This window comes from Chroococcidiopsis cubana SAG 39.79, assembly GCF_003991895.1.
In the GTDB taxonomy this organism is placed as follows: domain Bacteria; phylum Cyanobacteriota; class Cyanobacteriia; order Cyanobacteriales; family Chroococcidiopsidaceae; genus Chroococcidiopsis; species Chroococcidiopsis thermalis.
Genome location: NZ_RSCK01000057.1, coordinates 22498 through 41833, shown reverse-complemented (window position 1 = coordinate 41833; position 19336 = coordinate 22498). Strand labels below are relative to the sequence as shown.

General features: G+C 43.5%; 20 protein-coding genes. 7 read left to right on the top strand and 13 right to left on the bottom strand.

What is annotated here, in order from left to right; genetic code table 11:
* Positions 1–382: 382 nt before the first annotated feature.
* Positions 383–808 carry a CAAD domain-containing protein gene (locus DSM107010_RS25315; protein WP_039715111.1) on the top strand — a complete coding sequence of 142 codons (426 nt, stop codon included), beginning with the start codon at positions 383–385 and terminating at the stop codon, positions 806–808.
* Positions 809–1325: 517 nt separating this feature from the next.
* A complete protein-coding gene (locus DSM107010_RS25310) occupies positions 1326–2051 on the top strand; it encodes a vWA domain-containing protein (protein WP_106167813.1) in 726 nt (241 codons plus the stop codon).
* A 50-nt stretch (positions 2052–2101) separates the two neighbouring features.
* Here DSM107010_RS25310 and DSM107010_RS25305 read toward each other — a convergent pair whose 3' ends face one another.
* Together DSM107010_RS25305 and DSM107010_RS25300 are read right to left on the bottom strand one after the other, a co-directional pair.
* Positions 2102–2464, bottom strand: coding sequence for a thioredoxin family protein (locus DSM107010_RS25305; RefSeq protein WP_255409910.1), 363 nt, complete (start codon positions 2462–2464; stop codon positions 2102–2104).
* A 172-nt stretch (positions 2465–2636) separates the two neighbouring features.
* Positions 2637–3269 (bottom strand): MarC family protein, encoded by a 633-nt coding sequence (locus tag DSM107010_RS25300; RefSeq protein WP_015152595.1) that lies wholly within the window; start codon positions 3267–3269, stop codon positions 2637–2639.
* Between the two features lie 251 nt (positions 3270–3520).
* Between DSM107010_RS25300 and rnhA the strand changes: the two genes are divergently transcribed.
* Complete coding sequence (rnhA, locus tag DSM107010_RS25295; RefSeq protein WP_106167812.1) at positions 3521–4441, top strand: ribonuclease HI; 921 nt, start codon at positions 3521–3523, stop codon at positions 4439–4441.
* On the opposite strand, the gene cruG is transcribed toward rnhA, so the two are convergent.
* Entirely contained in the window at positions 4404–5621 is a 1218-nt protein-coding gene (cruG, locus tag DSM107010_RS25290; RefSeq protein WP_106167811.1) for a 2'-O-glycosyltransferase CruG, read from the bottom strand. The genes rnhA and cruG overlap by 38 nt on opposite strands.
* A 73-nt stretch (positions 5622–5694) precedes the next feature.
* Positions 5695–6612, bottom strand: coding sequence for a gamma-carotene 1'-hydroxylase CruF (gene cruF / locus DSM107010_RS25285; protein WP_106167810.1), 918 nt, complete (start codon positions 6610–6612; stop codon positions 5695–5697).
* 385 nt (positions 6613–6997) lie between these two features.
* On the opposite strand from cruF, the gene DSM107010_RS25280 reads away from it, so the two are divergent.
* Positions 6998–7480 (top strand): hypothetical protein, encoded by a 483-nt coding sequence (locus DSM107010_RS25280; RefSeq protein ID WP_106167809.1) that lies wholly within the window; start codon positions 6998–7000, stop codon positions 7478–7480.
* A 113-nt stretch (positions 7481–7593) separates the two neighbouring features.
* Here DSM107010_RS25280 and DSM107010_RS25275 read toward each other — a convergent pair whose 3' ends face one another.
* The 5 genes from DSM107010_RS25275 to DSM107010_RS25255 form a co-directional block, all read right to left on the bottom strand.
* The gene (locus tag DSM107010_RS25275) at positions 7594–7833 is read right to left on the bottom strand and encodes a type II toxin-antitoxin system HicA family toxin (protein WP_015152600.1); all 240 of its coding nucleotides are present in this window, start codon (positions 7831–7833) and stop codon (positions 7594–7596) included.
* A complete protein-coding gene (locus DSM107010_RS25270) occupies positions 7833–8057 on the bottom strand; it encodes a type II toxin-antitoxin system HicB family antitoxin (protein ID WP_015152601.1) in 225 nt (74 codons plus the stop codon). Before DSM107010_RS25270 ends, DSM107010_RS25275 begins: the two co-directional genes overlap by 1 nt.
* A gap of 21 nt (positions 8058–8078) precedes the next feature.
* Complete coding sequence (locus DSM107010_RS25265; protein ID WP_106167808.1) at positions 8079–8756, bottom strand: class I SAM-dependent methyltransferase; 678 nt, start codon at positions 8754–8756, stop codon at positions 8079–8081.
* A 41-nt stretch (positions 8757–8797) separates the two neighbouring features.
* A complete protein-coding gene (gene bioD, locus DSM107010_RS25260; protein ID WP_106167807.1) occupies positions 8798–9490 on the bottom strand; it encodes a dethiobiotin synthase in 693 nt (230 codons plus the stop codon).
* 115 nt (positions 9491–9605) lie between these two features.
* On the bottom strand, positions 9606–11495 hold the full coding sequence (locus DSM107010_RS25255; protein ID WP_106167806.1) for a serine/threonine-protein kinase: 1890 nt from the start codon (positions 11493–11495) through the stop codon (positions 9606–9608).
* Between the two features lie 442 nt (positions 11496–11937).
* Between DSM107010_RS25255 and DSM107010_RS25250 the strand changes: the two genes are divergently transcribed.
* Positions 11938–12930, top strand: a complete 993-nt coding sequence (locus tag DSM107010_RS25250; RefSeq protein ID WP_015152605.1) for a ribose-phosphate pyrophosphokinase — start codon at positions 11938–11940, stop codon at positions 12928–12930.
* Between the two features lie 202 nt (positions 12931–13132).
* Here the strand turns inward: DSM107010_RS25250 and DSM107010_RS25245 are convergent, their stop codons facing one another.
* The 3 genes from DSM107010_RS25245 to DSM107010_RS25235 form a co-directional block, all read right to left on the bottom strand.
* Positions 13133–13564 carry an NUDIX hydrolase gene (locus DSM107010_RS25245; protein ID WP_015152606.1) on the bottom strand — a complete coding sequence of 144 codons (432 nt, stop codon included), beginning with the start codon at positions 13562–13564 and terminating at the stop codon, positions 13133–13135.
* 8 nt (positions 13565–13572) lie between these two features.
* Positions 13573–14031, bottom strand: coding sequence for a DUF3531 family protein (locus DSM107010_RS25240; RefSeq protein WP_106169054.1), 459 nt, complete (start codon positions 14029–14031; stop codon positions 13573–13575).
* Positions 14032–14132: 101 nt separating this feature from the next.
* Positions 14133–15038: a Sll0314/Alr1548 family TPR repeat-containing protein gene (locus tag DSM107010_RS25235; protein WP_015152608.1), complete on the bottom strand. Its 906-nt coding sequence runs from the start codon at positions 15036–15038 to the stop codon at positions 14133–14135.
* A gap of 225 nt (positions 15039–15263) precedes the next feature.
* On the opposite strand from DSM107010_RS25235, the gene DSM107010_RS25230 reads away from it, so the two are divergent.
* Both DSM107010_RS25230 and rsmG read left to right on the top strand, forming a co-directional pair.
* Positions 15264–15923 carry an ABC transporter ATP-binding protein gene (locus DSM107010_RS25230; RefSeq protein WP_015152609.1) on the top strand — a complete coding sequence of 220 codons (660 nt, stop codon included), beginning with the start codon at positions 15264–15266 and terminating at the stop codon, positions 15921–15923.
* A gap of 68 nt (positions 15924–15991) precedes the next feature.
* Positions 15992–16702 (top strand): 16S rRNA (guanine(527)-N(7))-methyltransferase RsmG, encoded by a 711-nt coding sequence (rsmG, locus tag DSM107010_RS25225; RefSeq protein WP_106169053.1) that lies wholly within the window; start codon positions 15992–15994, stop codon positions 16700–16702.
* 112 nt (positions 16703–16814) lie between these two features.
* Here rsmG and DSM107010_RS25220 read toward each other — a convergent pair whose 3' ends face one another.
* Positions 16815–19259: a hypothetical protein gene (locus DSM107010_RS25220; RefSeq protein ID WP_241994343.1), complete on the bottom strand. Its 2445-nt coding sequence runs from the start codon at positions 19257–19259 to the stop codon at positions 16815–16817.
* Positions 19260–19336 lie beyond the last annotated feature (77 nt).

Genomic DNA, 19336 nt, shown 5'->3' with positions numbered 1-19336 from the left:
GGGAGACAAGGGAGAGGGGGGAGACAAGGAAGCAGTATTGCAGAGGTGCAGCGGTGCAGAGAAGATTAAACAACTCTTAACTCCTGACTTCTGACTCCTGTACGGGCGGGTGCGCGCAATATAGATGGAAAGCCTTAGCCAAAAATTTTCGGTCAAAACCCGTCCGTACGACTCCTGATAACTGAAAATAGAATCTTAAATTTTGATGAGATGTAACGCTTGAATTCAAAATGATTTTGTAGTCGAGCTAGCATTGCTTTCAAGTTAGTATTTGGTCGTAACTCAATCGGTAGATGACTGCTAGACTGAATGGGATAATATTGAAGGTGTCTGACGACTGATAAGCCGCAATTTTTTCAAGCTACATTCACAAAATTTAACTATGGAAGCCCAAATGCAGCAAATCGAAAATTCAAATCCCACTTCCCCAGAGGAATCAACTGCATTAAGCACTGTGTCATCAGAATCTCAGTTTTCACCTACTACCCAATCTATTAAGAAAGGCGAGTGGATCGTATCCCAAGTCTTGACATTTTTATCCAACATGTTTGGGATCTTAAAAGATTTCTTTAATAGATACAGACAGGCAATTATCAGCATTCTGATCATTGTAGGTGCAATTGTCTCTCTGCGCGTTGTACTGGCTGTTATGGATGCGTTGAATGATGTTCCTCTGTTGGAGCCGACTTTTCAGCTGATTGGGATTGGCTACTCAGCTTGGTTTGTCAGCCGCTACTTGCTCAAACCTTCTACGCGGCAAGAATTAGCGCAAAAATGGCAAGGGTTTTTGGGTGAACTAGAGAAATAGCGCGATAACAACGTTTGCGCTAAACGCTGCGCTACACTACTCCTTCGGAGAAGCAAGCTACGCGAACGCTAACGCCTTTAGATCTAAGGCAATTGAGTTGTCTTTAGCTACATTAGCCTTAAAAATTACTGAATTCACTCGATTTAAGCCTGCAAGCACAGTATTTTGTTTGCAGGCTTTAGACTTTTGTAGCAGTTAAGACAGACTCTTTTGAAACGATGGTGGAAACATACATCTTACTTCTTACCCATGCTTCAGCAACCAAATCAATTTAGCTTTGTTTCCGAAATCGCTACTCTTTGGCTTGAAGTCTTCAATAGCAATTTATTAAGCTTAATTGAGTCATAAAATATACTCAATATCGGGCGGTCGTTTTTTTAGAATGCATTAGCAAACCCTTTTGTTGTATGAATTGTATGAAGCGATCGCTTTTCAGTTCGTGTCACCGTAGCACGAAATAATACACAGATTATCTTCCGAACGTAGTTTTGCAGGCAAAAAAAGTTGGAGGTGCTTCATGAAAGTTTGGAATCCGCGATCGCTACTGTCCAAATCCGCTGGCGATGGTACAACACCATCGATTCTAGAAGATGCGGTTGAGTTTGCCGAAAATCCAGAACCCCGTTGTCCGTGCATTTTGCTGCTCGATACTTCTGGTTCTATGAAAGGGGAACCACTGGATGCTTTAAATGAAGGCTTACGAACTTTTCAACAAGAACTCGATCGCGATAGCTTAGCAAAAAAGCGAGTCGAAGTGGCGATCGTCACGTTTAATAGCGATGTTGAAATTGTTCAAGATTTTGTCACGGCTGACGATTTTCAACCACCCGTACTGAAAGCGAAAGGCTTAACACACATGGGTGAAGCAATTTTGCGGGGATTGGATATGCTTCAGATTCGCAAAGCATTGTACCGCGAACATGGAGTTTCCTACTATCGTCCGTGGCTATTTTTGATCACCGATGGCGAACCTCAAGGAGAAGCCGAGGAATTGATCGAGCAAGCCACCCAAAGGATTAGAGATGATGAAGCAAACAAGCACGTAGCCTTCTTTGCTGTTGGTGTAGAAGCGGCGGATCTGAGTCGCCTCAGTCAAATTTCCGTGCGCGATCCCCTCAAACTTAAAGGGCTAAACTTTAAAGAGTTGTTTGTTTGGCTCTCGGCAAGTATGCAACAAGTTTCTCAGTCAGCTCAGATGGACGAACAATTACCTTTACCTCCAGTGACTTGGACTGGAGCATAGTGTTCCTAAAAGCTTACCGTATTAAGTAGAGGCATGTTTTGTGCCTCTACTCATAATATTGCCTGTAAACGTTGCAGTAGATGCGCTGCTGGCAGTAAATCTTCTATCCTCTCTTCTTCAATTCTTCCTATTAACTGCCCGTTTTTAAAAATTAATAGCGTAGGCAATGCATGAACTTGATATCGATCGGACAAAGCTGAATTTTGTTCGCTGTCAATTCTGACAATTTGTGGCTTTTGCGGCAAATGAGAGATTGCATCTGCTAAAACAGCATCTAGCAATCGAGAGGGACCGCAGCCAGGAGCAGAAAATACAGCTAAAACTGGTGATTCTGAGCTAGAAATCAGCTCTTCTAATTTTATGTGTTGTTCTAGTATCATAAATAGCTTCTGCTCCGCATTTCTAGCTAACAATTGGTGGCGTAAAATACAAGCTCGCGATCGCCGATCGCAAAACGTAACATTATTTTGCTCCGTCTACATGATAGCGATGGTCTCTAATAAATCATCGCCCATAAGATAGATTCGATGCTACCTACTACTGCACGGGCGCACGGCTGTGCGCCCCTACTCAATACTTACTAATTTAAGAATTATTCAAAGCACTTCTGAGCAAAACAGTAATCCCATTGGCAATATACTGTACGGCTAAAGCTGCTAGTAAGACTCCCAAAACCCGCGTGATGACATTCACTCCCGTTTGTCCCAAAATTCGTGCTAAACGGGGCGACAGACAGAGAAAAATATAGGCAGTTAACAGTACAACTGCGGCGATCGCTAATACAATCACTAAACCGAGAGTATAGGAGCTAGCCTCATTCACCAAAATCAGTACGCTAGCCAAAGTACCGGGACCAGCAATGAGCGGAATTGCTAGGGGAAAAACGCTGATATCTTGTCTGAGCTGTGCCTCTTTTTCTTCTGCTTCTGTTTCCCGTTCCCGTTGCGCAAATACCATGTCTACCGCAATTTTAAATAGTAATACCCCAGCTGCAACCTGAAAAGCTTCAATACTGATGTGTAAGTAACTCAGTAATAGAGAACCTACTAAAGCAAAAGCTAATACAATTCCGCCAGCGACTAAAACTGCTTTTCGGGCGATCTTAATTTGCTCGTGAGAAGCACGATTTCCGGCTAATGTGACGAAAATCGGTGCTAAGCCGATGGGGTCGATGACGACAAATAAAGTCAAAAATGTTCTAATAATGAGGGAAGACACGGTTGATTTAGGATAAAAATCGTTATTTTTTATTCTCTCTTATGAGGACTTTTCCCCATTTAACAACTCCAAAAAATGCGATCGCCCTCACACAGAAATTAAGAAAATCTATTGCCCTACGCTCATAGAATCATCATCAGTATCCTACCCTTACCTAGTTTGACTCGCCGAGCGTTACTACACAGATAATTTTATTGTGCTAACGTAATAAGTCGCTTTCCTTTGCATTTTCATGGTTTGCTCTCTCATCCATGCCGATATCTGCTAACATCCAAAGCATCTATACAGATGGAGCCTGTACGGGCAATCCCGGTCCCGGTGGCTGGGCTGCTGTTGTCTATTTTACTGATGGTTCACTGCACGAAATCGGTGGTAGTGCCGCTCAAACGACTAACAACCGGATGGAAATGCAAGCGGCGATCGCAGCCCTTCAGCTCATTGCAGAATCCAGCCATCCATCCGCCGTTACTATCCATACAGACAGCGAATACTTAATCAACGGTGTCACCAAGTGGGTCAAAGGATGGAAAAAGAAAGGCTGGAAAACTGCCCAAGGCAAACCCGTCCTCAACCAAGACCTGTGGGAAACGCTAGATCGACTCAATCATCCGTCTATAGAGTGGCGACACGTTCGCGGTCATGCTGGTATCATCGGCAACGAGCGCTGTGACGCGATCGCCCGTGCTTTCGCTAGTGGGAAACCACCTCATTTGCAGCAGCAATCCGCCTCCAACTCCAAAGCTACCGACGCTCCAAATTTTCTCGCCCCTGTATCAGAAGTAGCTGATTTTTCCAGCAACGATCTGATAATTGACAAGTCAAATACAAATAGCCACCTTGCCTCAAACACTTCTATGATCGATTCGTCTACTCCTTCCTCTATCAGCAACGAAGAATTACCCCGCGAAGTCAGGGTGGCTCAACTCCGCAATCTATTAGAAACACTGCGGAGTGCCGATGAAATTGCCACTAAAGGCTATCTTATTACCAGTTCCGAACTAGCAGATTTGATGGATGTCCACGCTAGCGCCGTCACCAGCCGAGGTGAAGAATGGCGTTGGCGCAACTGGATTGTCTCTCGCGTGCGACGAGAAGGCAACCAAATTCTTTGGGAATTAGAACGCGCCGATGCAATTAATCCTGATGATAACTCCGACCACGCCACTGAGTAGGAGTGCGAAACGCCGAGAGGAAAATTCTCAACACCGCTAGCGGATCGGCTAAGGGAGACAGCCAAAATAACCAACCTCCCTTAGCTTGGCTGCGATCGTAGGAAGGGGCGATCGCAAACAAGAGGGCGAAGCGGATCGCCAGTAGGAAAGCATTGAGTCCCAATAAGAGGGAGGGAGTCGGTAGGGGTGCATAGCTGTGCGCCCGTACTAGGGAGTCGGGAATCGGGAGTAGGAAATAGCTCGATAGAACTAGCAAAGGCAGGGCTTGCACTGAAAACAGCAGCCACAGATCGCACCAGAGTTGAGCGGCGGGGGAAGCATCTTTAAGATCGAGCGATCGCCCCCACTCTTGCCAAGTTTCCCTGGCTCCCTCATACATGCGGACTTTGAATACCTTGGCACCATCGAGAAACCCTACCTTGAAGCCGCTAGCAGCAATATTTCTGGCTAAGGTAACATCATCGCAAAAAGAATTTCTCGCACTCGTATAGCCGCCTACAGTTGCCAGCACAGAACGACGACATAAAAAACATTGCCCGTTCGCCATCACTCGTTCTGCTACCTGAGCATCCACACCAGCAGAATCGAAGCGATATAACAGCGTCATTAACAATGCTGGTTGCAACCAACTTTCGCCGGGATACTTCAGAATGAACTGAGGCGAGAGTGACACCAGATCGTAACCCTCAGTTTCCGCTGTTTGGACTAAACTCGCAACTAAACCTGGTTGCGGTTGAGTATCTGCATCTACGCCCAAAAACCACTTGCTCTGTTCTGAAGTCTGCAAAAAACCGTTGTGTAACGCCCAAGGTCTACCCACCCAGTTTGGAGGGAGGGGGTCATCGGTCATCAGCTGAAATCGAGGGTCTTGCTGTTGGGCGGCTTTAACTAATTCCCTCGTCCCATCCTGAGAGTTACTATCGACGATCGCAATTTCTCGGACTTCGTAACTTTGCCGACTTAATCCTGCCAAACAGGGATTAATCCGTTCCGCTTCATTCAGCGTCGGCACGACTACACTGACGCTACCGAGCATATCTGGTGTAGGAGTGCGGGGGATCAGGGGAGGATGGCGACTGGGACCTTTCAGCAGGCGTGATAGTAAAATTGCCGCTGCTGGCACTTGCAGCAGCAACAGACCGAGAAATATTCCGTTGATTAAGTTCGACCAGTCAGCCACAGGATAAATTGCTCTCCAGATTGTCCAGCGAATAGCTATTCACGATAAATATTTAGCTAGTAGCCAGTTGTTTCTACTTCAGTGCCACTTCTACAGGAGCGACACTCATACCGTGGGTCTCTTCCATTGCAGGTTTTGTTACATTTGGTTGCGCCATCCACCATAGTAGTAGGGCGGGTATGACTCCAAAAATGATGCTTAAGGACACAGGTAGCCAGTATCCCCCTGCTAAGCTAATCCCTGCTGCGAAGGCAACATTACTAAGGTATACCACCAAAGGAATGTTCAATTGCGATCGCTTGAGTTGCAGCGACACTTTGCCCCACAGAAAGGCAGCGACTGCCATAAATAGGGCGCTCGTACCGAACCAACCAGCATAGTTTTGATACGGCGTGCCAAAGAAAGCCCCTGGTTGATGCCAATACCAGAAAGGGAAGCTCGTCTGACTCATGGCTGGTTCGAGGGCAAAATCCCATGAGGTAAATAGCATTGCGCCTAACAGCACAGCTCCCACATGACGCAGCCACATCGGTTTTACTGTTTGTAGGGCTACCCGCGCGATCAGGTAAGCCGAAAGCCCCATATAGAACCAAGATAAGGGAATGGTAAATGGCACTAACCCAGCAATTTTATAACCCAAGCCACTCAAGTAGCTGTAGTCTCCAAAGGGAAAGCCCGTACCCGTTCCCAGTAATTCACTGCTTAAAGAAATACACACTGCTGGCAGCATAAACGTCAACCACAGTTTTATTCCTAGCGTTCGATAGGCATAAATGGAGACGGCAATTAATCCAAACAGGATATCGATCACTCCACCCCCTGCCATCGATCGCTCTACGCTCCACTGGAAAACGTTTTGTCCTGAAGCGGCGATCGCGCTTAAAATCGCTTCAGCATGAGGCACGACTAGCAATAATCCTGCTAGTCCAAAGACTTTTGATGCAATATGACCAATTAAGCAGATGCGTTCAGCTCTAACAAGTTGGTTCATGAGAATTCCTTAATTCAACGGGACGCTGGGAGAGGTTTTTCTGACACAGTTCGGCAAGTCACAATTTGGCAAGTCACAATTTGGTCAGTCATAATCGGGAGCAATCGTAGGTACTGTTGCCCATAGCTCTAACTGTACTTTTGGGCTACACTTCTGGACTAGGCTTCTATATAGGCGCGAGTGGTTTTGCCACTGCCAGGTGATGATGTAGAAACAACAGATTTTGTTCTTGCACTGTAATCTTTGCTATTTGTCAATCAAATCTTATTAATTTTTGTAAATCATACCAAAAATTTGCTCGCTTGCATCACAATACCAGTAAAGATCGATCGCCCATAGCAGGAAACTAGGTGAGAAAATATATATCTGAGTAATTTTCCCTAAAATGAGACGTAATGCGATCGCAATTAAAAAGTTTCCCTGGATTTCTCTAGCTTTGCTGCTAGCCACTTATGGTATTATCGGTTGGCAGCTATCTGCGCTCGAAAGTCACTGGATATTATGGATACTCGCTGCTGTAGCAACTGTGCTACTGGCTGTTGCCGTGTCCTCCCCGTGGTCGAAAGTCAGAGACGGCTTTGCGAGTTGTTTTAAATCTGATAGCAAGGCTTTTTTAGTTGCTGTTGCGATCGCTTTTTTTAGCGTTGTCATCATTACCTGGCTGCATATTTTCGTTCATATCCTTGTCGTTTTGTCTGCGAGTATGCTAGTTAGGTTAGACGTTCAAGCCACGCGCTGGAGCAGTCGTCAGAGTTTTTGGTTGATTGCGATCGCTTCTCTGGTTAGCTTAGCACTGGGAGCGTTCGTGCATATAGGGGTTGAGCCACATTTGACAGTTATCAGTTATCAGTTGTCAGATATCAGTTGATAGTTGACAGTTATTCAGTTATCAGTTTCTGTTGCAGCATTTTGAACGCGATCGCTTTGTTAATTACCTTGAGCAAAATAGAACAAATGCTATCCTAGCTTTGAAATGCTATCCTAGCTTTGATTGTATGTCCTCAAAAACTCTTCGCGGGAAATACCGATTTGAGTACAGATAGCTCTCAAAGTACCGCTTTTAATTTGTGGCTGGTTTGGCATCACAAGTGGCGTTTGAGTTCCATCTGAATTATTTCTCGTCATGACAATATGTTCTCGTTCGCGAACTATACGAAAACCCAGTAATTCAAAAGCTCTAATTACTCGTCTTTTAGGAGCATCTACTGGGAATTTTGCCATTAAACAGCAACCTCTGCCTCAGTAACAAAAATTTCTACAGGAGCATCGTCTAGCATTGTCTCGCCAAAAATTTCAATATAACAAGTAATAGCTGACTTCACATCTGCTAAAGCTTCTTCATAAGTCTCTCCTTGTCCAACAATTGCACCTACAATCCCGATAGGATAGGCAACATATCCGTCAGAATGTTTTTCAATGACGATTTTAAACTGTTTTGCTGTCATCTGTTTAGTGTTTCCCTACTGCTATAATTTTTCCCAAACTATTGAATAACGCCAAAATAAGTGTACTTTAACATTTGCTCCCGTTAGCGAATTTTTATAAATATATTGTACTTGCGATCGCGTCAAATATTTATCTGTACGAAGATGTTCTTTCCAGACTGTTCTAGCTTCTATTGTTGGTTTATTGTTTCTGTTTTTGAAGGCATGAAATATCCAGTTTAGCGGAATGGCGATTGAATCGTTTAAAATGCCTTGTATGCCTTCATTGTCTAATAAATCTATAACAACTAACTTTCCACCAGATGTCAACGCTATCTTCAGCTTGGGTAGTAATCTTTCTATAGGCAAATGATGAAAGGTTGCAATGGAAACAATTGCATCAAATTGCTTAGCTGGAAACTCCCATGTCAAAATATCAGCTACCTGAAAATCTATATTTGCGTAATCTTGAGATTGCTGTTTTGCAATTTCTATCATTTTAGGAGATAGATCGATAGCAGTAACTCTATCAGCACGTTGAGCTAAAAGGCGAGATAAATTACCAGTACCGCAGCCAATTTCAAGAATATTGTCACAATGCGATGCTAATTGTTTTAACAAAAATCGGTGATAGTGGCTATTGTGATTCCACATTGGCTGCTCAAGCAACGCAATTCGGTCAAAGTCTTTCTGAATCTTTTGATTCATGGCTTCACTCATACTTCTTACCTAGATTTGAGCAGTAAAATCCGAATTGCCAACTACCAATTACCCATTACCACAGGCATCAATCTTTCTAACTCCAAATCTGAGGCAATTTGAGCTAATTTATCTAAATCTTTCGGCTCTTCTAAATAAGGTAAACAACCCAATATAGGAATACTTGTCAGAGATTGAATTAAATCAGTTGGTGTCAATTCAGCAATTTCTGTCTCAGAACGCGGCTGGGTACAATTAAGCACGATGCCGCGCAAATCGATCCGAGATAACTTTGCTAGAGCAACATTTGCCACAGATTGAGCGATCGCCCCTAATTTTACCGGAACTACTAGCACCGTTGGCAAGCGCCAGGAAGCAGCTAAATCGGCAACAGTTAGCTCCTGGGTTACAGGCGTACCCAAACCGCCTAACGCCTCAACAATCACCCAATCTTTTCTTGCTTGCAGACTTTGTAAGGCTTGCCAAACAACACCTAAATCGATATCTCTCCCTTCTTTCGCAGCGGCTACAGGTGGGGCGAGGGGTGCGTCAAAATAGAGCGGGGCAATTTCTTGGGGAGATTGGTCGAGGGAGAATAGACTAGTATACAACTCGCGATCGCCCACTCCTGCTTGCATCAACTTCATCATACCCACAGCACGCTGAGGTTGATATTTCTGCCCGTAGGCGGTCAAAGCCGTAGTCAGAACTGTTTTGCCAACTTCCGTATCAGTTCCCGCGATCAGAATTACCATTTTAGATTTTAGATTTTAGATTTTGGATTGTAGAGACATTTCGTGTAACATCTTTACATTCCTACGTTACCAGGCTCAGAACTTTTAACTTTTAACTTTTGACTTTTGACTTTGCCTACTTATACACGCCCACATTCACCCCAAACTCAACCTCATTATTAGCCAGTGGCACGACATCTATCTGATATTGTCCGCTACGCTTGACTCGCCCTTGCCAATGGAATTCATTTCTTCCCTTCAATACATTGCCATCGGGATCGCGCACGTCCAAGGTTACTGCTCCTCGCGTCACAATGACCGATAACTGCTGTCCTTCTTCCAAATTGACCAAATAGCGCTGAATTTGCTGTCTGCTGGTACGCCCTGACACCTGCGTTCTACTCTGTCCCTCGGCAAAGTTAATTGTTTCTGTTTCAGCCGTAGGAACCTCTACTGTAGGACTAGCCGGAGATGCGGCAGGTAGCGATGGTGTGGGTGAGGGTGTAACTGCACTTGCCAAACTCAAATTGAGTTGGTATTGACTTTCATCAACACCAGGCGCGGGAGTCAGTTGAACCGTGTAGATTCCGGTTGATGGTAGCGTACCTTGATAGCTCGTCACCTGGCTGGCATCGGCGATCGCTTGTTTATCTGGACCTAATACTGTAAGTAACACCCCTTCTTGTGCCAATGCCGCACTCAGTTGTTGCCCTCGTTCGGCAACAAACGTGTAGTTAACCGTAACGTTAGCTCTCAGGCTACCTGTAACGTCGCTGCTGCTACCAGGGACTAAATTAAGCGCCTGACTGTATATAACTGGCGATTGGTCGAGTGAGGGTGTTGGCGTAGCAAAGGGAGTAGGAGAATCGGGTGTGGGTGTCGGTTGGGCGCTGGGAACGACTGGCGAAGGAAAATTCTGCGGTGTGGGGGGTTGCGATCGCTGAGTATTGCGACCGAGCATAGCAGACATAATCGCCCAACCGCCAATTCCAGCTAAAACAGCGACGAGCATTAAGACTGGCACGATTAACCAAGTTTGATTCCAGCGATTTTTAGAGGTGGTAATAACTGGATTGGATTTGGTAGAGGATGCAACGAGATCGGGATTGCTAGCAACAGCCACAGTTTGTACTGTTGAAATCGGTGCGGCAGGCGACTGAGCAATTTGGGGTTCGATCGCTTGCAGCGCTTTAGCGACTTCGGCTACATTTTGGTAGCGATCGTTTGGCTTGTAACTTAACATTCGGTTTAATATCTGAGCAAATCCAGGCATAACTGTCGCCCATCGCTGCCAGTGCCAGACTAAAGTGAGATCGTCAAACAATTCCTGTGGCTCTCGACCTGTCAGCAGTACGACTACGGTTACGGCTAAGGCATAAAGGTCGCTGCTGGGATAAGCTCTGCCAGTTTGAATTTGTTCGCTGGGAGCATAACCTAGTTTACCTACTGTGGTTGCTTGAGCTGGAGTACTATTGGAGGACTGAAAGCGGGTCGCTAGCTCCTTAACGACACCAAAATCAATTAAAACGGGTTTAGCATCGCTTTCCCGTAAAATAATATTATCTGGAGAAATATCGCGATGGATAATACCACGCGCGTGAATGTGGGCGAGAACGGGTAGTAGTTGTTTGAGTAGATGGAAAACCTCTGCTTCGGAAAAAGTTTGCCCGTTAGCCTGATATTCGTCTAATAAAGTTCTATAGGTTTTCCCAGCCACATAATCCTGTACCAAAAATAAACGCCGATCTTCTTCAAAAGTGGCGCGAAACTGTGGGACTTGCGGATGTTGAATTTGATAGAGAATTGCTGCTTCACGTTGAAAGAGTTGCTGGGACTTTTCTAAGGTATAATTGTCCGCCTGCGCTGGAATTAATTCTTTTAAAGCACACAACTCGTTAAACCGCCCGAGATCTTCTGCCAAATAGGTTCGTCCAAACCCCCCCTGACCTAGAACCCGATCGACACGATAGCGATTTTGCAGAACAGTACCAAGCTGAAGCGGAGGTTGTAGGGGAGGTTGATTCATAGTCTCAAGCAGGATGTCTAAAGGCAGGAATTTGATTTTGGGTTAGCAAGCGAAGGTTTTCTGCATCGATTTTGCCATTTCATTAACTATATCTGCTGCTTCCACGTTGAAGGATTGCCGATCTCTCTCCTGTTATAGCTACTACCATCTCATTTTTGACACATAACACATTGACGCATAGCACATACAAATAGGTTTCTCGGCTGGGCAGAGCTACGTGCAGGGAATTTCAGTAGTTCTACTTAAGGTTTAGCGGTAAGTTTAATCCGATCGCCATAACAGCGATCGCGGTCTTCCCAATGTTTCACTAAATTTGACTAAAAAATTGTTAAATTTTTAACTAATTTCATATATGCTTAATAATTAAATTTCTAGACATTTTTCTAGGAAACACCTGATTCTCAAATGATAAGATGGAAGCGATCGCGCTTCGAGGATTACCGTGCTACGATCGGCAACTTTGAAATTGCAACCTGCTCCGATCGCAGTTGCAGATAACAACCGACTGAGATTATTTTCTGGCTCTGCCAACGTACCTTTAGCCCAGGAAGTTGCTCGTTACCTGGGCATGGATTTGGGTCCGATGATTCGCAAGCGATTTGCTGACGGCGAATTGTATATCCAAATTCAAGAATCGATTCGCGGTTGCGATGTTTATTTATTGCAACCAACGTGCAATCCCGTCAACGATCACTTCATGGAATTAGCAATCATGATTGATGCCTGTCGGCGAGCATCGGCAAGGCAAATTACAGCGGTACTGCCTTATTATGGCTATGCTAGAGCAGACCGCAAAACGGCAGGACGGGAATCAATTACAGCGAAGTTAGTAGCTAACTTAATCACCGAATCGGGAGCTAGCCGGGTTCTGGCAATGGATTTACATTCAGCGCAGATCCAAGGATATTTTGATATTCCCTTCGATCACGTTTATGGCTCTCCAGTCATTATTGATTATTTAGCAAGTAAGCAGCTAACTGATATCGTGGTTGTTTCCCCAGATGTTGGGGGTGTGGCAAGGGCGCGGGCATTTGCCAAAAAACTCGACGATGCACCACTGGCGATTATTGACAAACGCCGTCAGGCTCATAATGTCGCTGAGGTATTGAATGTGATTGGTGATGTGGCTGGTAAGACAGCCGTGCTAGTCGATGACATGATCGATACTGGCGGGACGATCTCGGAAGGAGCGCGGTTACTGCGTCAAGAAGGGGCGCGTCAGGTGTATGCTTGTGCTACCCATGCAGTGTTTTCACCTCCGGCGGTTGAACGGTTGTCTAGCGGATTGTTTGAAGAGGTGATCGTCACGAATACGATTCCCATTCCTCAAGAAGCGCGTTTTCAACAATTAACTGTGCTTTGCGTAGCTAATTTGTTAGGAGAAACTATCTGGCGGATTCACGAAGATAGTTCTGTTAGCAGTATGTTTCGCTAAATTAAGTTTCTTTTTTGGCTTTATTTGTAAGCGGATTTTTATAGATAAAACCTGCCAGTGCGGGTTTTATTTTTTATGTCACGCAAAGACGCAAAGACGCGAAGTGGCTTCTCGTAGGGTGAAGATCTTCTCGAAGAGTAGAGTAGAGGCAAAGAAAGCTACTAGACAAAACGAAAGCAGAAAGAGAATTAAACTTAAAAGTTTATGACAGATACTTGAAAAATTGCTCTGGCACAAGTCTTAATTCTCCCGATCTAAACCGATCGCATTCTACCCAAAGAGCGCGTTTTTTGCGTTTTTTCTCCATAAAGGTTATTTCTTCAATTTGATAAAACTTTGGATCGACGAAATCGCATTCATAAACAAATAAAATCTCATGACCTGGTTGTCCGTTAAAAGTAAATAAATTTTCTTGACAATTGAGGTATTTTATGTTTTTAATTTCTGCTTGAAGTTCCTCTTGAAATTCTCGTTGTAGAGCTTCAAGACTTGTCTCTCCAAACTCTACGCCACCACCCAAGGCGCGATAAAAAGTTTGTTGTTTTACCGGATCGTAACCTTCAGAAATAAAAACGCGATCGCCCTGACGGACAATTCCCAAAGCTAAAACTCGGATTTCTCCTGGTTTATGCATATGAAATTTTAATTCCCATCGTAAATAAATCTAGAACGATCTTCGTCATTATCTTCTACAGTCCAATCCTCATTTTCACCACCAATATATAGCCGTTCGATACTAACGTATTCTTGACTCAATTGCCGGAGAGAATTAATCAGAATATCGATCGCGATCGCGTCGCTCGTACCTAGATCGAACCAGCAGCGCGCCCAAGTTCCCTGATACTCAAATTCACCCATATTGTGCATCAGCGCCATCATGCTATCATCAGCCTGCTGCGTGTCATATTCCATGTAGCTGAGATCTAATCCTTCTTCTTGAACTTGCAAATTTTCGGCATTGAACCCACCTAATTTTCCTAAATAAAACCAGGACTGAAACACCTCCTCAACATACTGCTTTTCCATTGGGGCAGGTACGCTACTAAACTCGATCCAAAACCAGACATCAAAGGGATTAAATTCGCGAAATTGAACTTGCATTTTGATTGGGTAATGGGTAATGGGTAATGGGTAATCGGAAAGTCGTAAGTCGTAAGTGAAAAGACAATAGCCAACAACTACCAACTACCAACTACCATTATCTATTTTTGCTGCGCTACTACACTTAGTCGTTGAGCTGCCTTGCGTCTCTCTCGTTCGATTTGTTTGACTAAGTCGGGTGGGAGTTGGTCTTTTTTGGCGATCGCTAAATCGAAATTCTTCACCGATTCCTGTAACATGGCTGCACTCTTTTGCTGATTGCCATAAGTAGAAAGAATTTGTCCTTTAAGATAATACAACTCTGGGTTGCTATTACTTGCTTTCATCGCTCTATCCACAGCTTCTATGGCTTGGGGAAATTTTTTCAAATCTCGATAGCCAACCGCTACACCCCTTTCGGATAAATACTTAGGTCCGGCAAACCTTTGCAAGCGCCCTATTGCTTGTTCTGGGTTGGAAAAGGGCAGATTGACAGATACCATTAAGTCCATGTATCCCCGCAGCAAGTTTAATTCGGGGTCTGTAGAGGAGATCGCTTCAGCTTTGTCCATGTACTCGTAGACTTGCCTTAATTCTGCCAAAGCCTGCGGCGTTCCCTTCACTGTCCCTTCTCGAAACAAAGCAGATGCACCCAATAAAAAATGACCGACTGCTGAGTATAAGTTACCGCGCAACGGGTCTGTTGATGTTAGTTGGCGAGCCGTGTCTAATGTCTTTTTGCCATAGTTGCCTAAAGAATTGTAGTCCTCGTTGAGGACGTAAGCAAGGGAAGCTCTCATGGCATACGCTAAAGGCTCTTGCTGCTCGTTACCTGAAATTGCCTTGAGATAGCGATCTGCTGAAATGTAATCTCCCTGCTCGAACATGGCTCTGAAAGCGGCTTCAGTTTTTTCGCCAATCGGTCTTTGATTCGTAGCGCGAAAGGGATCTTGAGCCAGAGTCGGAGAAATGAGGTAAAGAGTGAGTGTAGTTGAAAGTGCGATCGCACTAAAGATTTGCCTGATCATAGGAGTTAGGGGCTGAGACAAGGAGGACAAGGAGGACAAGGGAGAAGTCACAAGTCGCTTTCTACTGATAACTGATAACTGATAACTGAAATAGACGAATCCCCGGTAGGGAAGTTGCAGCTATCGCTCGGTATTGACATCTGTTTGCCAGAATCTAGGCAGAATTATACTTGGTATATTTAGCGCTGCCGAATGTCCGTTAATGTTTGTTGGTATATTTAACTGATGCTTTATCTGAAAAATCTGACTTATCACCCCCCAGCTAGTTCAACAGCTATTTTAAAATCGATCGACCTAGAGTTAGCACCCCAGCAGTTGGGATTGATTATTGGTCCTAGTGGTTCTGGCAAGAGTACGTTATTAGAAATCTTATCGGGGTTGGTATCGCCAACTGCGGGTAACGTAAGTTGGGGAACGCAAGAATTACAACCGGAGAATTTACAAGAGTTAGCAGGATTGGTATTTCAGTTTCCAGAGCGTCATTTCTGCGGTGGTACAATTTTAGAAGAATTACGCTTGGGACATCCCGAATTAGGTTCGGAACGAGTCAAACAAGCTTTATCAGATGTCGGTTTGGAGAATTTGCCTCTACACACACCACCACAAGTTCTCAGCGGGGGACAGCAACGCCGCTTGGCTATGTCGGTTCAGTTAATTCGCAAACCCGCACTGCTGTTATTAGACGAGCCTACGGCTGGTTTAGATTGGTCGATGCGCAGGCAGCTAGTTCATTTATTATCCCAACTTAAGCAACAACGGACGCTGTTAGTTGTAACTCACGATGCAGGAGATTTATTAGCGATCGCCGATCGCTGTTGGTCAATTCAGCACGGTGAAATTTATCCTACAGCACCGTTGGCGATCGAACCGCATCAAATAGCATGAGAATTCGGAATTCGGAATACCCCTTTGGGGAAGCAAGCTACGGAATTCGGAATTATGAGGAATAAGTTATGAAAGAACGCAGTGTTGCTGTGTTGCCGGAAATGCATGAGATTTGGCAGCAAACTTTAAATTGGCAGCCTAGTATCGCACAACAAGCGCAATTTCAGCAGCTTTATGAAGCGATCGTTATTGGTAATCAAAAATTAAATTTGACTCGCATTACTGCACCAGAAGAGTTTTGGGAAAAGCATCTGTGGGACTCTTTGCGGGGGATTGTATCTTTATTGCCAACAAATTATGTAGGGGCGCACAGATGTCCGCCCCTACATAAGATAATTGATATTGGTACGGGGGCTGGTTTTCCTGGAATTCCTGTGGCGATCGCTTTACCTGATGCTGAGGTAACTTTACTCGATTCTACGCAGAAAAAAGTTGCTTTTCTGAATTCTTTAATGACTGAAATGAGCCTGCAAAATATTCAAACTTTAGTTGGTAGGGCTGAAAATATCAACAAGCAACCCCAACAATCTAACAATTATGACATAGCTTTAGTTAGAGCTGTGGCGGCGGCTGATGTTTGTGCAAATTACGCTTTACCTTTTCTCAAAGCAGAGGGATTAGCTGTTTTATATCGAGGTAATTGGACAAAAGAAGAACAAACAACTTTAGAGGATACTGTAAAAAAGTTGAGCGGAAAAATTGAAAAAATTGAAAACTTTACCACTCCTTTAAGCCACGGTATGCGTCATTGTATTTATTTGCGTAAAATTAATTCATAATCGTTAGAAACTATAGAAACACGCGAATATAGCGATTTCCATCTAGATGCAATACATCTATATGGGCGCACGGCTGTGCGCCCATACAAATACATCTACCTCATTCAAATTTTTATGCCTTCTGACTCCTGTTTTTTTGTACTGGTTGAATTGAAAGCTGCCGAAATCGGATCGATCGCTGCGATTTCCAGTTACCATACTGTGCTTCGAGTGGCAGCGGTTTAATTTCTAAATTTTCATGCTTCATGGCATATTGCAAGACATCAAAAAAGGAACTGCGATTTTGATATTTAAATGTAATAGTATTCTGTCCGGCAATTCCTTGAAACTTCAGTTGACGTTGAACGCGATCGCCAACTTGAATCGGCGCAATTCTTTCTATCTGTATGCCATCAATCTCTACAATTATATCTTGAGGGCTAATCGGATTGTCAAAACTATATGTCAACACTAAATCTTGAGGAACAGATAAATAGAAAGTCAGTTCTGTTTTTTCTCCTATTCCCCAACGAAATTTTTTCTGTTGTTCGTCTTTAGTAATTCCCTCTAATCCAGTTAAATTTAAACTATAGGGCGCACTATTTTGCAGTAAATTTGTTTCAGAGCTATCTAATAAAGGTTGGAATTTTAAGCTAGCACCTAAATCCGAGTTAACTTGAAGTCGCCAATTAGTAGATTTAGGAATAAATTCTATTCTTCCCCCCGTAGGTGCTTCTGTCACCATAGTTGGCACGCCAAAACGACCGTAAAATTCTTGAGTACAGTCTTTCGTGAGTAAATCTGTATATAAATTAATTCCAGCAAAATCGTTCAGTTTATAAAAATCTGTAAAAAATGACCACTCATCAGAACGGAAACATTTTACTTGTGGAATTGACGTTTTCTTTTGCGTGTCTGGTGCGAGTAATTTATCCCAGCCTGCTGCAATATAAGGTTCTGCTTGAGATGGGTGTAAGCGTCCGAAATACTGTCCCATCACTTTTTTCTTATGGAATCGTCTTAAGGTAAAAATGCCGCTGTTATAGACATAATAAGGACAAGGACCAATTCCATTTCCGCCATGAACGCAGAAGGGAAAATCTAACACTGCTTCCCCTGGCTGCTCCTTAATATAATTCATGTAAGCGTAAAAGTTCTCATTTAGTGAAGCGGGTTGGTAGTAAGCTTTATACGAATAGGCAGTGTAAAGTTCAGTACAAGCTAGTAGAACTAATGCAACCGCTAAAAACTTTTTGCCGAAGGAACGCCAATGTTCTAAATTAATTCCTAAAGCAAAAATGCAAAAAATTACGGCATAAACTAGCGTGCTACGTCCGCTAACGCGATTAAAGCTAAACCAAGGAAAGATTTTTAAAGTTGGTAGAAAAGTGGGATGGTAGAGCAGGCAGAGTAAGAGAATAATTAGTAAGGGGACAAAGATACCAATGTGTTTTCTAGCTTGCCACAATCCTACAGTTCCTACTATTAGTAAAAACCAACCAGGACTACCATCAAAAAAAGCTTCTGTTGAGTCTAAAAAGAAGTTGGCATAATTCTGTCCTGGGTTGAGAAAAGGAAAAAATGGTATTATTAGTCGCGCTGGATTCGTCCACCAAGCACCATAAAAATCTCCCGTATCGCTTAAACTTTTAGCCGCTTTGCCAATTTGGAGAACTAAAGGTAGATATATATAACTGGCGATCGCAGTTATAGCTAATAAGATTAAACTCGTTTTGGGATGAGTAAAGAAGTCTCTTTTGTAACTTAAAAGTTGTAGCCGCAGGATTTTTTTGATTTTGACTTCTTTTTTAATTAAATATCTCTGAATATTGAGGGCAATAATATAAAGTATAGAAACCGTAAAAGATGTTAATGCATAACCAGCAACATATCCCAAATCTTGACCGAGAGATAAGACGAGCAAACACACCCTAAGTAGAATCAATCTTAGAGATACGTGTTGCCTCATCACCACTCGTTTGACGATGAGAAAGTCAGCAAAAAAACTGAGAATTGTCCAGTGTAAGATTGCGTAACCGACGTGCTGAGGATATTTTGCGATCGCGTAAAAGTTAAAAAAAGCAGCAATAAAGCCAGCACCAGCAGCGCGATATAAGCCGTAGTCTTTTCGGAGTAGGAAAAAAGTAAAAACTACCGTAACTGCGATTGAAAGCAAATAATAAAACTGCAACCAAGGACCAGTTTGAAATAGAGAATAAAGTCCAGCGTAAAATAGATCTTTCTCAATTCCCCAAGGCTGAAACACGCTATTGGTTCCATAGGGATAGAAAGCTTGATTATTAGTTAAATTTAGGTGAGGTACGGGAAAAAAATTAAAATTTTTGGCAAAATAAAAACCTGTATATTCCCACAGGTCTACATATTCTTTATTGACAGTTGAATCTGGATAGCCTGGAAGTCCTGGACCAGTAAATCCGGTTAGCGGGTGGTAAAAATCTTTAATAACTAGAACGCTAAATGCTAGACAAAGGCAAATAAGAGTTACAATTTGAGTTGCGACGATCGCGAAGTGAATCGCCTTTGGCATCATTTTATTTTTTACTTTGAAGCTATTCATTTTCAACCCTTTGCTACCAGTCAAAATACCTCAGCGATTGGGAATCGCAGCTGCACAGACAAAGCCTACCTCCGTAA

Bases quoted from the DNA above. Each gene is read 5' to 3' on its own strand.
- bioD (WP_106167807.1), bottom strand. From the start codon at position 9,490: ATGGTAATTCTGATCGCGGGAACTGATACGGAAGTTGGCAAAACAGTT.
- DSM107010_RS25235 (WP_015152608.1), bottom strand. From the start codon at position 15,038: ATGATCAGGCAAATCTTTAGTGCGATCGCACTTTCAACTACACTCACT.
- DSM107010_RS25255 (WP_106167806.1), bottom strand. From the start codon at position 11,495: ATGAATCAACCTCCCCTACAACCTCCGCTTCAGCTTGGTACTGTTCTG.
- DSM107010_RS25245 (WP_015152606.1), bottom strand. From the start codon at position 13,564: ATGCATAAACCAGGAGAAATCCGAGTTTTAGCTTTGGGAATTGTCCGT.
- DSM107010_RS25220 (WP_241994343.1), bottom strand. From the start codon at position 19,259: ATGAATAGCTTCAAAGTAAAAAATAAAATGATGCCAAAGGCGATTCAC.
- DSM107010_RS25275 (WP_015152600.1), bottom strand. From the start codon at position 7,833: ATGGCAAAATTCCCAGTAGATGCTCCTAAAAGACGAGTAATTAGAGCT.
- DSM107010_RS25270 (WP_015152601.1), bottom strand. From the start codon at position 8,057: ATGACAGCAAAACAGTTTAAAATCGTCATTGAAAAACATTCTGACGGA.
- cruF (WP_106167810.1), bottom strand. From the start codon at position 6,612: ATGAACCAACTTGTTAGAGCTGAACGCATCTGCTTAATTGGTCATATT.
- DSM107010_RS25265 (WP_106167808.1), bottom strand. From the start codon at position 8,756: ATGAGTGAAGCCATGAATCAAAAGATTCAGAAAGACTTTGACCGAATT.
- DSM107010_RS25240 (WP_106169054.1), bottom strand. From the start codon at position 14,031: ATGCAAGTTCAATTTCGCGAATTTAATCCCTTTGATGTCTGGTTTTGG.
- DSM107010_RS25230 (WP_015152609.1), top strand. From the start codon at position 15,264: ATGCTTTATCTGAAAAATCTGACTTATCACCCCCCAGCTAGTTCAACA.
- DSM107010_RS25280 (WP_106167809.1), top strand. From the start codon at position 6,998: ATGAGACGTAATGCGATCGCAATTAAAAAGTTTCCCTGGATTTCTCTA.
- rsmG (WP_106169053.1), top strand. From the start codon at position 15,992: ATGAAAGAACGCAGTGTTGCTGTGTTGCCGGAAATGCATGAGATTTGG.
- DSM107010_RS25315 (WP_039715111.1), top strand. From the start codon at position 383: ATGGAAGCCCAAATGCAGCAAATCGAAAATTCAAATCCCACTTCCCCA.
- DSM107010_RS25310 (WP_106167813.1), top strand. From the start codon at position 1,326: ATGAAAGTTTGGAATCCGCGATCGCTACTGTCCAAATCCGCTGGCGAT.
- rnhA (WP_106167812.1), top strand. From the start codon at position 3,521: ATGCCGATATCTGCTAACATCCAAAGCATCTATACAGATGGAGCCTGT.